This is a genomic window from Pseudomonas sp. R151218B TE3479 (genome assembly GCF_053629195.1).
In genome coordinates, this window is sequence record NZ_JBRJHV010000001.1 from 4,214,415 (window position 1) to 4,229,158 (window position 14,744).

Annotated in this window: 9 protein-coding genes; 6 read left to right on the forward strand and 3 right to left on the reverse strand. The window is 60.8% G+C overall.

What is annotated here, in order from left to right; translation table 11 throughout:
* The first annotated feature begins 42 nt into the window (after positions 1-42).
* The 5 genes from fabF to AB7M32_RS18100 all read left to right on the forward strand — a co-directional run bounded on the left by fabF (position 43) and on the right by AB7M32_RS18100 (position 9,790).
* Positions 43-1,335, forward strand: a complete 1,293-nt coding sequence (gene fabF, locus AB7M32_RS18080) for a beta-ketoacyl-ACP synthase II (protein WP_454250806.1) — start codon at positions 43-45, stop codon at positions 1,333-1,335.
* Positions 1,336-1,566: 231 nt separating this feature from the next.
* Positions 1,567-3,282, forward strand: a complete 1,716-nt coding sequence (locus AB7M32_RS18085; protein ID WP_454250807.1) for a type I secretion system permease/ATPase — start codon at positions 1,567-1,569, stop codon at positions 3,280-3,282.
* Between the two features lie 19 nt (positions 3,283-3,301).
* Positions 3,302-4,612 (forward strand): HlyD family type I secretion periplasmic adaptor subunit, encoded by a 1,311-nt coding sequence (locus AB7M32_RS18090; RefSeq protein WP_454250808.1) that lies wholly within the window; start codon positions 3,302-3,304, stop codon positions 4,610-4,612.
* A 1-nt stretch (position 4,613) separates the two neighbouring features.
* Positions 4,614-5,957, forward strand: a complete 1,344-nt coding sequence (locus AB7M32_RS18095) for a TolC family protein (RefSeq protein ID WP_072405508.1) — start codon at positions 4,614-4,616, stop codon at positions 5,955-5,957.
* A gap of 86 nt (positions 5,958-6,043) precedes the next feature.
* Complete coding sequence (locus tag AB7M32_RS18100) at positions 6,044-9,790, forward strand: M10 family metallopeptidase C-terminal domain-containing protein (RefSeq protein ID WP_454250809.1); 3,747 nt, start codon at positions 6,044-6,046, stop codon at positions 9,788-9,790.
* 212 nt (positions 9,791-10,002) lie between these two features.
* Here AB7M32_RS18100 and AB7M32_RS18105 read toward each other — a convergent pair whose 3' ends face one another.
* The 3 genes from AB7M32_RS18105 to AB7M32_RS18115 form a co-directional block, all read right to left on the reverse strand.
* Positions 10,003-10,566 carry a cytochrome b gene (locus tag AB7M32_RS18105; RefSeq protein ID WP_454252162.1) on the reverse strand — a complete coding sequence of 188 codons (564 nt, stop codon included), beginning with the start codon at positions 10,564-10,566 and terminating at the stop codon, positions 10,003-10,005.
* Positions 10,567-10,671: 105 nt separating this feature from the next.
* Complete coding sequence (locus AB7M32_RS18110; RefSeq protein WP_454250810.1) at positions 10,672-12,126, reverse strand: aldehyde dehydrogenase family protein; 1,455 nt, start codon at positions 12,124-12,126, stop codon at positions 10,672-10,674.
* A gap of 38 nt (positions 12,127-12,164) precedes the next feature.
* Positions 12,165-13,538 (reverse strand): aspartate aminotransferase family protein, encoded by a 1,374-nt coding sequence (locus AB7M32_RS18115; RefSeq protein ID WP_454250811.1) that lies wholly within the window; start codon positions 13,536-13,538, stop codon positions 12,165-12,167.
* 215 nt (positions 13,539-13,753) lie between these two features.
* Between AB7M32_RS18115 and AB7M32_RS18120 the strand changes: the two genes are divergently transcribed.
* Complete coding sequence (locus AB7M32_RS18120) at positions 13,754-14,722, forward strand: helix-turn-helix domain-containing protein (protein ID WP_454250812.1); 969 nt, start codon at positions 13,754-13,756, stop codon at positions 14,720-14,722.
* Positions 14,723-14,744 lie beyond the last annotated feature (22 nt).

Consider the following 14,744-nt stretch of genomic DNA (forward strand, 5'->3'; position numbering starts at 1 on the left):
CATACCGCTCCAGTGAGCGCCTACAGAACTGAAGAGGTTTCCATGAGTATTGCAGCAGGTCAAACACGCATTGTAGTCACGGGCGTCGGCATCGTCGGTCCGCTGGGTTGTGGCGTGGAGCACGTCTGGCAGCGGCTGCTGGCTGGGCGTTCCGGCATCCGTAGCCTGCCCGAGGCGTTCACTGAGGGTACCGGCGTCGGGGTTGGCGGCCAGGTGCCCTCTCTGGAAGAGGATTCCGTTGCCGGTTATGACCCGGAACGCTTTATCGCGCCCAAGGATCGCAAGAAAATGGATCGCTTCATCGAGTTTGCGCTGGTGGCCGCCCATGAGGCCCTGGAGCAGGCGGGCTGGCATCCGACTGAAGCCGCCGACCAGGAGCGGACCGCGACGATCATTTCATCGGGCGTGGGTGGGTTTGGCGCCATTGCCGATGCCATACGCACCACCGACTCGCGGGGGCCGCGTCGGCTGTCACCGTTCTCTGCACCGGCGTTTCTCGCCAACATGGCGGCCGGCCACGTGTCCATCCGGCATGGCCTCAAAGGCCCCCTCGGTGCACCGGTAACCGCCTGTGCGGCCGGCGTCCAGGCCATCGGCGATGCGGCCCGGCTGATCAGGAGCGGGGAGGCGGACATTGCCGTTTGCGGCGGTACCGAGGCGGCGATCGATCGCGTGACCCTGGGTTGTTTCGCGGCGGCCAGGGCGCTCTCCACCGGTTTTGCCGCCCGCCCGCAGGAAGCTTCGCGCCCCTTCGACCGTGATCGCGACGGCTTTGTCATGGCCGAAGGCGCGGGGTTGCTGGTCATCGAGTCGCTGGAACACGCCTTGGCGCGTGGGGCCAAGCCCCTGGCCGAACTGGTCGGTTATGGCACCAGCGCCGATGCCTACCACCTGACGGCCGGCCCGGAAGATGGCAACGGCGCCCGCCGCGCAATGGAACAGGCGTTGCGCCAGGCCGCTGTCAGCCCAGCCGACGTGCAGCATATCAATGCCCACGCGACGTCTACCCAGGTCGGCGACAGTGGGGAACTGGCGGCGATTCGTTCAGTGTTCGGCACGCACTCCGGGGTGGCGATTACCTCGACTAAATCGGCTACCGGCCACCTGCTGGGCGCGGCCGGGGGCATTGAAGCGGTTTTCACGGTATTGGCGCTGCGTGACCAGATCGTGCCGCCGACCCTGAACCTGATTCATCCTGACGAGGCTGCCGCTGGGCTTGATCTGGTTGGCTTGAAGGCCAGGAAGATGCCGATTACCCATGCGCTCTCCAATGGGTTCGGGTTCGGTGGAGTCAATGCCAGCGTGCTGTTTCGTCGTTGGGAGGCTGAGACTTGAGTATTTGATCTTGTGTCGCCCGCCGCGCAGGGCCATCCTGCGTGGCGTATCACCTGTCACATCAATTTCAATTTTTCCTTAAGAACCGCACAGGTGTGCCGATACAGCGCGGTAGATCCGATTGTGCGGGCGCTCCAGGGGTGTCTCGCCGAAAGATATTCCAGGCGTTCGCGCGCCTGTGCCCTTGTGATTTTTCAGGTTTGACCAGAATCGGACCTCAGGTGATGAACCATGTCAGCCCACGTCAGGACCGAACTGGAAGGCGCCCTTGCCGTCTGCAAAGGCAGTTTTCTTTCCGTTGGTTTTTTCAGTTTCTTTGTCAACTTGCTGATGCTGGTTCCTTCGTTCTACATGCTGCAGGTGTATGACCGCGCGGTAGGCAGCGCCAGCCTGTCGACGCTGTTGATGCTGACGCTGATCATGTTGCTGTTGATGATCACGATGGGTGGTTTGGAGTGGGTCCGTTCGCGAATCATGGTGCGGATCAGTACTCGACTGGACACGCTGCTGAGCCAGCGTCTGTTCGACGCCAGTTTCAAGCAGGCGCTCAATACCAGTGGCATGAATGCCACGGCCCAGCCCTTGAGCGACCTGAACGGTTTGCGCCAGTTCCTGACGGGCAACGGCCTGTTTGCATTTTTCGATGCGCCGTGGATCCCGATCTACCTGGCTGTCATGTTCATGTTTCACTCCTGGTACGGCTGGATGGGGATCGTGAGTGCCGTGTTGCTGGGCGCGCTGGCCTTTGCCAACGAAAAGCTCACCCACTCGCCGCTGCAGGCTGCCAACCGTGAACAAATGGCGGCCACTGCGTTCACCAACAAAAGCTTGCGCAATGCCGAAGTGGTGGAATCCATGGGCATGCTTGCCAGCTTGCGCGAGCACTGGAGCGGGCGAACCCATAAGATTCTCGCCCTGCAAAGCCTGGCCAGCGACCGTGCCGCGACCATGACGTCGGTGTCCAGGACGTTCCGGCAGATCGTTCAGTCGCTGGTGCTGGGCCTGGGCGCCTATTTGACGATCAATCACGAGATTTCGTCCGGGCTGATGATTGCCGGCTCGATTTTGCTAGGGCGTGCGTTGGCGCCCATCGATCAGTTGATCGGCGTCTGGAAAGGCTTCCTGGGCGCCCGCTCGCAATATGCCCGACTGCACGAATTGCTGCTCAAGATTGCCGCCGAGCCTGAACGTATGCCGTTGCCGGCACCCGACGGGGCGATTCGCGTCGAGGGTCTTTCGGCGGGATCGCCGGACGCTCGCAAACCGATTATCCGTGGTGTGAGTTTCCAGGTGGCCGCGGGCGAGGTCGTGGGCATCATTGGACCCAGCGGTGCCGGGAAGTCGACCCTGGCCAGGGCGTTGTTGGGCGTCTGGCCAAGCCTGGTCGGCACCGTGCGCCTGGACGGTGCGGACATCAGCCAATGGCGTCGGGAGGAGTTGGGCCAGTACATCGGTTATCTGCCCCAGGACATCGAACTCTTCGAAGGGACGATCAGCCAGAACATTTCCCGCTTCGGCCCGGTGAACGCACCTGCCGTGGTCGCCGCCGCGCGCATGGCGGGCGTGCATGAGTTGATTCTGCAACTGTCCGATGGCTACGACACCCTGATAGGTGCCAATGGCGGTGGGTTGTCCGGCGGCCAGCGACAACGTATCGGCCTGGCCCGCGCTTTGTACGGTGAGCCGCGCCTGGTGGTGCTCGATGAACCCAACTCCAACCTGGACGATGCCGGAGAAAAAATGCTCGCCGAGGCGCTGCAAAAGCTCAGGCAGAGCAGGGCCACGGTATTTGTCATTACCCATCGATCCGGCGTGCTGGCGCAGGTGGACAAGCTGCTGGTGCTCAATCATGGCGAACTGAGTCTGTTCGGGCCACGGGACCAGGTCCTGGCGCGCCTGCGAGACGTAACACCCGCGGCCCGCCAGGCTGCCGCGATTCAACCGTAGGAAACGGATGAGCCATTTCATGCAAAACAGTCAGCACTCATCCTCCGCGTTGCCCGTCGATGACAGGCCGATCCGCCGCGTCGGCTACCTCATGCTGCTGGTCACCTTTGGTCTGTTCGGTGGCTGGGCGGCATTGGCCCCCCTCGACAGCTCTGCCCTCGCGCCGGGCGTGGTCACGGTCAAAAGTTACCGCAAGACGGTGCAGCACCTGGAAGGTGGCATCGTGCGCGAACTGCGCGTCCACGACGGGGACCTGGTGAAAACCGGCGATGTGTTGTTGGTGCTCGACAACACCCAGGCGCGTTCGGAAATGGAAACGACGCGCAGCCAGCTGATCGCCGCGCTCCAGTTGCAGGCCCGGTTGGAGGCAGAGCGTGACGCACTGCCCGAGCCTGTGGCGGTGCCGACCCTGGACCCCGCTGACCCGCGAGTACAAGAGGCCCGGGACAGTGAAGCACGAATTTTCCAGACTCGACGGACCTCGTTGCTGGGTGAAATCGGTTTGCAAGAGAAGACCATCGGACAAATCGAGGAACAAATTCGCGGATTCAAGGCCATCATCGCCAGCAAACAGATGCTGGCGGCCTCCTATCAAGACGAAATAGTCGATCTGCGGGCACTGCTTGCCGAAGGCTACGTAGACAAACAGCGTTTGCGCGAGCAGGAGCGCAGCCTCGCTCGCCTGCAAACCGAAATAGCCGAAAGCCAGTCCGAGATCGCGCAAGCGCGGGTTCATGTCGACGAGGCGAAGTTGAAGATCCTGCAATTGAAAAAGGCCTTCGCCAGCGAAGTCGCCGGCCTGCTGGGCGATGCGCGGACCAAGGTGTATGAGTTGCGCGAACGACTGGCCACCTTGCAGGACCGCGATCAACGTACCGATATCCTCGCGCCCGAGTCCGGAATGGTCATGGGCATGACCGTCCACACCCTCGGTGCCGTGGTCAGCCCGGGCACTGCGCTGCTGGACATCGTCCCGGCCAACGAGGAATTGATCGTCGAGGCGCAAGTTTCGCCGATGGACATCGACCGCATCGCGTTGGGCAAGTTGGCGGACATTCGCTTCAGCGCATTCAAGAGCAGCACCACGCCTGTCATCGAGGGGCGGCTGGTGCAGATCTCCGCCGACCGTCTGATCAACAAGGACACAGGCACGGCTTATTACCTGGCACGCGTAGCCCTGACGGACAAAGGGCGCCAGGCGTTGGGCAACCTTACCCTGGTGCCGGGAATGCCGGTCGAAGTGCTGGTCAATACGGGCGCGCGGACGCTGTTGCAATACTTGATGCAGCCTGCGAGCAATGTGTTCGCCCGTTCGTTGATCGAGGACTGAGATGAAGCGCCTGATCATCCTGTGCCTGGTCCTCATGCCACTGGGAGCCCTCGCTGACGACACTTATGTCGACCTGTGGCAATTGCACCAGGAGGCGCAGGGGGCCGATCCGCGCGTCCTGCGGGCACAAGCCCTGACCCGAAGTGGCGAGGGCAAGGAGCGGGCAGCCTTCGGTCAATTGTTGCCGCAACTCAACGCCAGCGGCAGCGTCAACCGCGGCCGGCGCGACGACGACCTGAACCGTATCCAGTACAACGGCAAGCGCATGGCCGTGGTGCTCAATCAGGTGATCTACGATCCGCAGGTCTGGCGCAGTTACCAGAAGTACATCGAGTTGGCCCGGCAGAGTGGCTACGAGTCGACCGATACCCAGGTGCAGGCCAGCATCGACCTGTCCGAGCGCTATTTCGCCGTGCTTGCCGCGGAAGACGAGCTGTCGTTGGTGCGCAGCGAACTGCAGGCGACGGAGCGTAACCTCAAGCGGGTCAAGGCCTTGTACGCGCGACAGATGGCGATGGTGACCGACGCACTGGATCTTGAGGCGCGGGTGGATGCGCTCAAGGCAGACGAGATCGAAGCCAGCAACAAGGTCCTGGTCAGCCGTGAAGCGATTTCCGAACTGGTGGGGCGCGATGTCAGCGAGCGGTTCAAGCGCATCGGCGACAATCCAGCCTTCAGCCTGCCGGCGCAAGCGCAGGACTACTGGGTGCAGACGGCACTCGACAGCAACCCGGCGCTGCAAGCCCGGGAGCACAGTGTCCTTGCTGCCGAGGCGGCCATCGCTGAAAACAAGGCAGGGCATCTTCCCCGGCTGGGCCTGAACTTGACGGCGCAACGCAGTGATATCGGTTATGAAGGCGCCGTGACGCCTCGCTCGGACAACCTCGTTGCCTCCCTGGATTTGCAGATGCCGCTCTACAGCGGCGGCTCCACCCGGGCACGAGTATCGAGTTCCGAAAGTGACAAGGAAGTCGCCCAGCAAGAACTGGAGGCCTTGCGTCGCCAGGTCATCAAGGAAACCCGCACGGCTTATCTCGGCATGAGCGCCGAACTCAGCCGGATCAAGGCAACACGGCGTGCGCTGGAGTCTGCCGAGAAGTCACGCATGGCCACGGAAAAAGCCTTTGGCTACGGGGTCAAGAATGCCGTCGATGTACTCGATAGCATCAAGGAAGAGTTTCGTGCACGGCGTGATTTCTATCAGTCCCAATACAAGTTCGTGACCAGTTTGCTGGTGCTGCATCGCTGGAGCGGTCGATTGGGAGATGGGGATATTCGTCGGGCGAATGAGTGGTTGGTTGCGCCGCCATCGTCTGATTTGGGATCAAAAATAGTGGCTAAGTGATGTCAATCTCAACGCTTCTCATGCAAAATAACCCTATGTAGCGGCCGCATCCAGGAAGGTCCGCAGAGAGTCCACAGGAAACATACATGCCCAGTCCATTAGGTTATTCATCCATTTCGTACGCAAAGCTGACCGGCAACGCACAGGTCAATAGCTTGCTCTATGGCACTTACTGGGCTGGCAGCTTGAGCACCACGTCCCTGACGTACAGCTTCATGACCATGAGTTCGTTGTTCGCCAGCAACTACAGCAGCGAAAATGAATACGAGGCTGGTTATGTCCTATCGTCCGCGCAAAAGAATGGCATTGTCAGCGCGTTGGGCACATGGAGTTCGGTTGCCAACATTCAATTCCGGCAGGTCAGCGAGACGGCTAGCAACGTTGGTGACTTGCGATTCGGTGGTTATCTGTATATGGACGATGACACCGCTGCCTGGGGCTATTTCCCGGGTAACACCCCCAGCGCCGGTGATGTCTGGCTGGGGCCTGTCACGAACAACCCGGCTCCCGCCAAAGGTAGCTACGACTACCTGGTATTCATGCATGAGATCGGCCACGCCCTGGGCCTCAAGCATCCCTTTTCCCCCAGCTCGTCAAACTCGACCGTGCTTTCTGCTCAGTTCGATGATGTCCGTTACACGATCATGAGCTACAACACCGCGTACGCCTATGAGCCAACCACGCCCATGCTGCTGGATATTGCCGCCATTCAGAGTCTCTATGGCGCAAACACCCATTGGCAGACGGGTAATAACACCTACAGTTGGGCCGTCGGCCAATCGGTTTTCGAGACGATCTGGGACGCAGGTGGCAATGACACGATCGACGCAAGCAATCAGCTGACAGCGGTGCGCATCAATTTGAATGAAGGCCAGTTCAGCAAGATCGGCCAAACGTTTCTGAAACTCGACACCCAGACGGCCTTCAATGAAGGCTTGGCGATCGCCTACGGGGCCAAAATTGAAAACGCGGTCGGCTCGGCCAATGACGACACACTGATCGGCAATGCATTGGCCAACCTTCTGAACGGTCGTGCCGGTAAGGATACGATGATCGGTGGAGCGGGCAACGACACTTATGTTGTCGATAATATCGGTGACAGGGCGCAGGAAAGCAGCACCTTGGCCAGCGAAATTGACACTGTCATCTCGTCGGTCAATTACACCCTGGGTGCCAACATCGAGACCCTGACGCTGAGCTCAACCGCCAATCTCAACGGCACGGGCAACGCGTTGAGCAACCGCATCAACGGCAACGCCGGCGCCAATACCCTGGATGGCGGCGGCGGTATAGATACTCTCGTTGGCGCTGCCGGCAATGACATTTACGTGGTGGACAACCTCAAGGATGTCGTCACCGAAACCAGCACCCTGACCAGCGAAATCGACACCGTGCGTTCTTCGGTGAGCTGGGCCCTGGGCGCCAACCTGGAAAACCTCATCCTGACCGGTTCCGCTCATCTCAATGGCACCGGCAACGCTCTGAACAATGTGCTGACCGGCAATGCCGGTAATAACGTGCTGAACGGTGGAGTCGGGCGGGACACCCTGATCGGCGGGGCGGGAAATGACACCTATGTGCTCGATCGAGCCGATGAATTGGTCCTGGTACAAGAGAGTGTCAATCAGGGCAGTGATGGCCTGATCGTCACTTACGCCGCGAGTTCGTCGAGCAGTGTCCTCAACCTGAACTTGAGCAATCTGCGCAACGTCGAAAACGTCGTTCTGAACGGCATTGGGGCATTCACGATGGTTGGCAACGAGCTGAATAACAGCCTGCTGGGCAACGGCTCCGTGAACAACCTTCAGGGCGGAGCAGGCAACGATGTTCTTGATGGGGGGGCAGGTGCCGACACCTTGATTGGCGGCACTGGCAACGATACCTACGTGGTCGACAATCTCAAGGATATCGTCAGTGAAACCAGCACCCTGGCCGGTGAAATCGATACCGTGCGCTCCTCCCTGAATTGGAACCTGGGGGTCAATCTGGAGAATCTCACGTTGATCGGCAGCGCCAACCTCAATGGTAACGGCAACGCCCTGAACAACGTATTGATCGGCAATACCGGCAACAACGTACTGAGTGGTGGGGCAGGTAACGACACCCTGGACGGCAGCAGCGGTATCGATACCCTTATTGGCGGTACCGGCAACGACACTTACTGGGTCGACAACCTCAAAGATGTCGTCACCGAAACTAGCACCCTGGCCGGCGAAATCGACACTGTGCGCTCCTCGGTGAGCTGGACCTTGGGCGCGAATCTGGAAACCCTGATCCTGGCTGGGTCCGCCCTGCTCAATGGCACCGGCAACGCTTTGGGCAACGTGCTGATTGGCAACGCCGGCAACAATGTGCTGAGTGGTGGAGCAGGCAGTGACACTCTGGATGGGGCCGGCGGTATCGATACCTTGGTTGGCGGTAGCGGCAATGACACTTACGTGGTCGACAACCTCAAGGATGTCGTCACCGAAACCAGCACCCTGACCAGCGAAATCGACACCGTGCGTTCTTCGGTGAGCTGGGCCCTGGGCGCCAACCTGGAAAACCTCATCCTGACCGGTTCCGCTCATCTCAATGGCACCGGCAACGCTCTGAACAATGTGCTGACCGGCAATGCCGGTAATAACGTGCTGAACGGTGGAGTCGGGCGGGACACCCTGATCGGCGGGGCGGGAAATGACACCTATGTGCTCGATCGAGCCGATGAATTGGTCCTGGTACAAGAGAGTGTCAATCAGGGCAGTGATGGCCTGATCGTCACTTACGCCGCGAGTTCGTCGAGCAGTGTCCTCAACCTGAACTTGAGCAATCTGCGCAACGTCGAAAACGTCGTTCTGAACGGCATTGGGGCATTCACGATGGTTGGCAACGAGCTGAATAACAGCCTGCTGGGCAACGGCTCCGTGAACAACCTTCAGGGCGGAGCAGGCAACGATGTTCTTGATGGGGGGGCAGGTGCCGATACCTTGATTGGCGGCACTGGCAACGATACCTACGTGGTCGACAATCTCAAGGATATCGTCAGTGAAACCAGCACCCTGGCCGGTGAAATCGATACCGTGCGCTCCTCCCTGAATTGGAACCTGGGGGTCAATCTGGAGAATCTCACGTTGATCGGCAGCGCCAACCTCAATGGTAACGGCAACGCCCTGAACAACGTACTGATCGGCAATACCGGCAACAACGTACTGAGTGGTGGGGCAGGTAACGACACCCTGGACGGCGGTAGCGGTATCGATACCCTTATTGGCGGTACCGGCAACGACACTTATTGGGTCGACAACCTCAGTGATGTCATTAGAGAAACCACCGTCCTGGGCAGTGAAATCGATACCGTGCGCTCCTCGGTTGGCTGGATCCTGGGGGCCAATCTGGAGAATCTCACGCTGACTGGCACTGCCTTCATAGGTATCGGTAACGACCTGGATAACGTGCTGATCGGCAACGCCGGGCGTAACTTGCTGGATGGCGGGGCGGGCAATGACACACTGATTGGTGGCCTGGGCAGTGACAGCCTCACTGGAGGAGGCGGAAGCGACCGTTTTGTTTTCAATACGCTGGGTGAGCTGGGCACAGGTTTTAACCGTGACTCCATTTCCGACTTCAGTAGCCTGCAGGGCGACAAGTTGGACCTGTCGAAATTCGATGCCAATCTCCTGACCACGTTTGTCGACTCGTTCAGCTTCATCGATTCGAATGATTTCACGGCAGCGGGACAACTGCGCTTCATCGACCAAGTGCTGTACGGCAACGTCAATGGTGATCTGGGCGCGGATTTTGAAATCCAGCTGACGGGTGTCAATACCCTCAACGCCAACGATCTGATCGTTTGATAGCTCGGGCCCTGTGAGGAAAATCCAGGGCCCTTTCTACTGTATCAAGTGCCGCATTGTCACCACGTGCCAACTGCTTGCGCTGGCGCCCGGTCACTTGCTGCCGGAGGATGCGGAACTCGTCAAGCCAGTCGCTTTGCCGGCGGACTTTACCGAGGCTCGTCGGTGGGAGCCATGAAGGCGTTGGCATTTTTCGCCAACGCCTGATCGAGTCACAGCATGCGGCGCAGGACATCGTTTCGAGGGTCGCGGTCATAAAACCGGTGCTTCAGGGCACCGGCGACATGCACCAGGATCAGGCCGAGCAGGGTGTAGGCGAGCACTTTGTGCAGCCATTGGAAAACCACGAACCAGTCGTCATTCTTGCCCAGTAGCTCGGGAAGGTTCACCCCAAAGAAAAACACACCGTCGCTCATCGTGTAGGTGCTCGACATCGAATAGCCCATCAACGGCACGATCACCAGCAGCGCGTACAAGGTACGGTGGGCGAGCCTTGAAGACACCCGCTCATACCGTGCCAGCGTCTCTGGCGGTTGTGGCAGCCTGGCCGCTCTCACCCGCACGGCGATCTGGACCAGAACCACCAGGAATGCCAGCACCCCAAAAGATTTGTGCCACGGGTAATAGAACTCATATTTGCTCGCCACTTCGTCAGCCAGCCCAGTCATGTGCCAGCCCGCCCAGAGGAGGCCAGCGATGAGCATGGCGCGTACCCAGTGCAAAATTCGCAGGGATGTCGGATACCGATCAATTGTTGTTTGATTTACCGGATTCATCACGGTTTCTCCATCGATCATCAGAGCCAGGGGAATGCACGTTTGAACGGCCACCCTCTACAACACAGGGGCGTGGAGGGTGGCCGGGGCAGTGCGGGTTTACGCTTAGCCAGGCAGCAGCACGGTGATCACCTTCTCCTCGGTGTAGGCCAGTGCGCCGCTGAATCCACCTTCCCGGCCAATGCCGCTGGCCTTGACGCCGCCCCAGGGCAGGTTGGCGTCCAGCGGGCTCCAGCAGTTGATGCCCACGGCCCCGGCCTTCACCGCCGAAGCCACGCGATGCGCGCGGGCCAGGTCGCTCGTCCAGACCGTGGCTGCAAGGCCGTAGTTGGAATCGTTGGCCAGTGCGACGGCCTCTTCTTCGCTGTCGAACGTGATCACCGTGCCGACGGGGCCGAAGATCTCGTCCCGGGCGATGGCCATGTCATTGCGGGCGTTGGCGAAGATGGTCGGCCGGACGAACCAACCCTGTTCAGGGTTCGATACCCCGCCGGCCAGCAGGGACGCACCTTGGTCGATGCCCAGTTGGATGTAGCGGTTGACGCGATCCAATTGAGCTTTCTTGGCCACCGGCCCCATCTGCACGCCGGGTTGGCGAGGGTCGCCCACTTTGACGGCGCGCGCGGCATCGGCCAGCGCTGCGGCGAAGCGATCGGCGAGGCCGCGTTGGACCAGGATGCGCGAGCCAGCCGCGCAGACCTGGCCCTGGTTGGCGAACAGGCCGAGGGAGCAGCCGAACAGCGCGTCGTCGAAGGCGGCATCGTCGAAGACAATCTGCGGGCTCTTGCCGCCCAGCTCCAGGGCCACGCGCTTGAACAGTACGCCGGCAGTGCGTTGGATCTCACGTCCGGCTTCGGGGCTGCCGGTGAAGCTGATCTTGTCGACATGGGGGTGTTCGCACAGGGCGCGACCCACCTCGTTGCCGTAGCCGGTGACGACGTTGATCACCCCATCAGGGAAGCCCGCTTCCTGGGCCAGCGTTGCCAGGTGCAGCGCCGACTGTGGCGTCTCTTCCGACGGCTTGATGACCACGGTGCAGCCTGCCGCCAACAAGGCGGCGAGTTTCCAGACCGTGATCATCAGCGGTGAGTTCCAGGGAACGATGGCTCCGACCACGCCCACTGGCACCCGTACTGTGTACGAGAGGGACTTGGTGCCAAAGTAGCCACCGGATGGAATGGTCCGCCCCTCGAGCTGATTGGCCCAGCCGGCAGAGGCGCGCAGGTTGGCGACCGCGTTAGGTACATCCAGCCGGCGCGGTTCGATCGGCGAGCGGCCGATAGCGTCGGCGTCCATATCGGCCAGCACGTCGGTGTCGCGTTCCACCAGATCGGCCAGTTTTGACAGCAGTCGAGCGCGCTGGGCGCCGTCGAGCTGGCTCCAGGCACCACGTTCAAGCTGGTGGCGTGCGGCTCCCACGGCGCGGTCCACGTCCTCGACGGTGCCGCGGGCGCAGCTGCCGTAGACCTGTTCCGTCACGGGGTTGACGAGGTTAATGCAGCGGCCGTCAGAGGCTTCGAAAGACGCGCCTGCGATGAAGTGTTTCAAGTGCTCAGTCATTTTGAAGTCCATGAGTGATGTGCAGGAGTCGGGGCAGGTCACGCATCGAGGGCGTCCAGGGCGTCGCCGAAGATGTCCAAAGCCTTGAAGAACAGCGCCCGTGAGATCGTCAGCGAGGGCATGACACGCATCACGTTGCTGTAGCGACCGCAGGGAATCATCAGCACGCCGTGGCTCAGCAGGTAACCCATGAGTTGGCCAATCTTTTCCGGTGCCAGTGGTGCCTTGGTGGTCGGGTCCGAGACCAGCTCGATCCCGATCATCAGGCCGCGACCGCGGACCTCACCCACCAGCGGGCTGCCGAAGCCACGGATGCGCTCTTGTGCTTCCAGACCCAGTGTGTGGGCGCGGTTGAGCAGATCGAGCTCCGGGTCCTGGAGGATGCTGATGTTGGTCAGCGCCACTGCGGCGGACAACGAGTTGGCGGCGAAGGTGTTGGGCATCGAGCCGTCAGGAATTGCCGCCGCCAGGTCCGAGCGCATGATCAGGCCGGCCATTGGCAGGTCGCTGCCGATGCCCTTGCCAAAGGTGAGCATGTCGGGCTTCACGGCGGAGTGCTCGACCGCCCACATCTTGCCGGTACGCCCGGCGCCGGACTGCACCTCGTCGACGATCAGCAGCGCACCGCTGCGGTCGCAGGCCTTGCGCAACAGTTGCAGGAACTCTGGTGAGGGCGGCACATAACCGCCTTCGCCTTGCACCGGCTCCACGATCACGGCCGCTACGTCATCGGCGGCGGTGTAGGGGGTGTTCAGCAGGTAATCCACGTACTCACCGGCGATCTGCTCGGCGCTTTTGTGCGTGGTGTCGAAGGGGAAACGGTAGGCATAAGGGTAGGGGGCGTGAATGACGCCGCCCATCTGGGCACCATAACCCTTGCGATAGGCCGTGCCTGTCGTCAGGGCGCCGGAAGCGTTCCACACGCCGTGGTAGCCACCGTGGAAGGCGATGATCTGGTGCCGCCCGGTGACCCGCTTGGCGAACTTGATGGCCGCCTCCAGCGCATCGCTGCCGCTTTGCGTGAAGAACGTGATGCAGTCGCCGCGCAAGCCGTCGGGCGCGATCTCGGAGAGCTTGGCGGCCAGTTCGGTGCGCCGGGTGCTATTGACCTCCAGGGCGTGCATCAGCACTTCGGACTGTTCGCGAATGGCCTGCACCACCTTCGGGTGGCAACGGCCCACGCTGCTGACGCCCACACCAGCGGACAAGTCGATGTAGGTATTGCCATCGGCGTCCTTGAAGGTTGCGCCGAACGCCCGGTCCATAGCCACCGGCATGCGTCCGCCGCCGCGTGCCATGGATTCGGTACGCGCCGACAATGCCAGCGCCTCGGTGGTCCGGGGGCCGGGAATGGTAGAGGTAATCCGCGGGGCATCCGCGAAATGGAGGGCTTCAAGTTTGGCTTCGCTCATGACGGTCTCTCAGGATGTCGGTTTCAGTGTGCCGATCATCCCCGTGGCCTGTTCCCGGCCGGTAGCCCGAATCGGCACATTGGATGGACCGCCTTGCGCGCCAGCACCGGAGCATAGACACTCCCCAAAGAAAATTTGCAGAATTCTCTTTATGTGAGAATATCGCTCTGGAGGGCGATCCAAAAACAAGAATATTGGCCGAGGCTTTCGTCATCATGAAAAACCAGAACATCAGCCATTTCCACGACATTCATGTCCACGCCGCCACCGTCCAGGAGTGGAACCAGGATTACAACCAGTTGACCGCTGGTACGGCTGAGAGCTCGCTTATCCAGTTGACGACGGCGCGCTGCCACGTGTTTCGCGAGCAGATCAACCAGCGTGTCGTGCAGCACGGCGTGGCCCCACGGGGCAAGATGTGTTTCGCCGTGCCGATCACCGTCCCGGGTTCGATCCGGATGCAAGGGCGGGAAGTGGACGACAGCAGCCTGTTCTTTCTTCATGGTGGCGAGGAATTCATGTTCCATATGCCGCTGGGCATGGAACTGCTGGCGATCACCTTCGAGCGGGAGTTGTTCGAAGACGCGTTGGCGCAAACCGCGTCGGCCAAGGAAATCGCTCAGTTGTTGCGTCAGCCGGTGATCAAGGTGTCCACTCAGCGCTATGCCGAGGCTCGCCGCCGAATGCTGGCGGCGTTCTCCCAGACGCTCTTGAGTGAAGAACTCGACAATGCGCAAGACCGGGAGCAGGCGCTGGAGCAGACCATGCTCGGCGAGCTGCTGCAATTGATGACCGACCCTGCCTGCGACAAGCAGCAGCGTACGCCAAGTTCCACGCGCAGCTACATTGTCGAAAAGTGCCACCGCCTGGCGACCGCGCAATTGAACAACGTGCCCAGCGTGGACGAGTTGTGCCAGCGACTCCAGGTCAGTCGACGTACCGTGCAGAACAGCTTCCGCTCGGTGACCGAGACGACGCCGGTCAATTACCTGCGCTCCGTGAGGCTGAACGGTGTGCGCCGAACCCTGATGTCCACTCCCGCGACGCATCTTTCGATTGGCGACGCCGCAGCCCAGTGGGGCTTCTATCACCTCAGCCATTTTGCGGCGGAGTACCAGGCGCTGTTCGCAGAATTGCCGTCCCAAACCGCGCGCGCTGCCATCAGCGGTTGCGCCCTTGCTTGAGCCTTTGCCCGCTGCACCCGGC

Excerpts from the sequence above, each read along its gene's own strand:
- AB7M32_RS18090 (WP_454250808.1), top strand. The coding sequence starts at position 3,302 with ATGCAAAACAGTCAGCACTCATCCTCCGCGTTGCCCGTCGATGACAGG.
- AB7M32_RS18085 (WP_454250807.1), top strand. The coding sequence starts at position 1,567 with ATGTCAGCCCACGTCAGGACCGAACTGGAAGGCGCCCTTGCCGTCTGC.
- AB7M32_RS18100 (WP_454250809.1), top strand. The coding sequence starts at position 6,044 with ATGCCCAGTCCATTAGGTTATTCATCCATTTCGTACGCAAAGCTGACC.
- AB7M32_RS18110 (WP_454250810.1), bottom strand. The coding sequence starts at position 12,126 with ATGACTGAGCACTTGAAACACTTCATCGCAGGCGCGTCTTTCGAAGCC.
- fabF (WP_454250806.1), top strand. The coding sequence starts at position 43 with ATGAGTATTGCAGCAGGTCAAACACGCATTGTAGTCACGGGCGTCGGC.
- AB7M32_RS18095 (WP_072405508.1), top strand. The coding sequence starts at position 4,614 with ATGAAGCGCCTGATCATCCTGTGCCTGGTCCTCATGCCACTGGGAGCC.
- AB7M32_RS18115 (WP_454250811.1), bottom strand. The coding sequence starts at position 13,538 with ATGAGCGAAGCCAAACTTGAAGCCCTCCATTTCGCGGATGCCCCGCGG.
- AB7M32_RS18105 (WP_454252162.1), bottom strand. The coding sequence starts at position 10,566 with ATGAATCCGGTAAATCAAACAACAATTGATCGGTATCCGACATCCCTG.
- AB7M32_RS18120 (WP_454250812.1), top strand. The coding sequence starts at position 13,754 with ATGAAAAACCAGAACATCAGCCATTTCCACGACATTCATGTCCACGCC.